We start from the raw sequence: 858 nt of genomic DNA, 5'->3' as shown, positions 1-858 counted from the left end.
AAGCAGCGACTGGCCGTGCACGGACGTCAAGGCCCGCTCGCCGGTGGCGACATCGGGATTGGCCATGTCGAAGGCTTCGAGGAAATCCGGCATGTCGCCCCGGACCATGGGCAGGTAGAGGCTGCGGCGGCGGTGACTGGTCGTTTGGGCGCTGCCGCCCTGGCTGGAACTGTTGGCGATGGCCTGCTCGCCGAGATGGGACACTGGCGAACCGCCGGAGCCCGATTCCCAGTTTTCCGAAGCCACCAGCAGGGCGTCGCGGATCGACTCCGCCGGCAGGCGGCGGCGATGCTGATGGGTGAGGAGCCGACCGTCTGGATCACTTGCCGGGCGGGGGTGGTCGGCCGTGGGTGAGGCGAGACGGTAGGCGCGGCTCAGGGCGATGCGCCGGAGGGTGTGTTTCGTCGACCAGCCGTGCTCCATGAAGTCGACGGCGAGCCAGTCGAGCAATTCGGGATGACTGGGCGCCTCTCCCTGAGGGCCAAAATTATCGAGAGTCGAGACCAGGCCGGTGCCGAAGAGCTGGCTCCACAACCGGTTGACGTAGACCCGGGCCGTCAGCGGGTGGCGACGGTCGGTCAACCACTCCGCCAATTCGCGGCGGCCGCTTTCGCCGGGCGCGATGTCGGGGCGGGCCGTGCCGGGCAGGCTGGCGACTTGGAGAAAGCCGCGTGGCTCGATCGGGCCGGTCAATCCGGGTTCGCCACGCACCCGGATGGCCAGGTCAGCGATCTCGGCGGCGGGCCGGTCCTGAGCGGCCATGGCTTTCTGCCCCGGCGGGCCGGGAAGGTCGCGCTCGATCCAGCCGGACACGTTCACGTTGTTCATCCTCACGCCCTCGGCGGTGCGGGTGCTGCG

1 protein-coding gene is annotated in these 858 nt (G+C 69.3%); it reads right to left on the bottom strand.

Translation table 11 applies throughout. The annotated features are described in order from the left end of the window. On the bottom strand, positions 1 to 858 hold an 858-nt coding region (locus tag JNK74_28305; protein ID MBL7650091.1), incomplete at both ends, for a DUF1553 domain-containing protein.

Source organism: Candidatus Hydrogenedentota bacterium, from assembly GCA_016791475.1.
Lineage (GTDB): Bacteria > Hydrogenedentota > Hydrogenedentia > Hydrogenedentales > JAEUWI01 > JAEUWI01.
The sequence above is the reverse complement of the archived record's forward strand: the minus strand, read 5'-3'. Positions and strand labels throughout refer to the sequence as shown.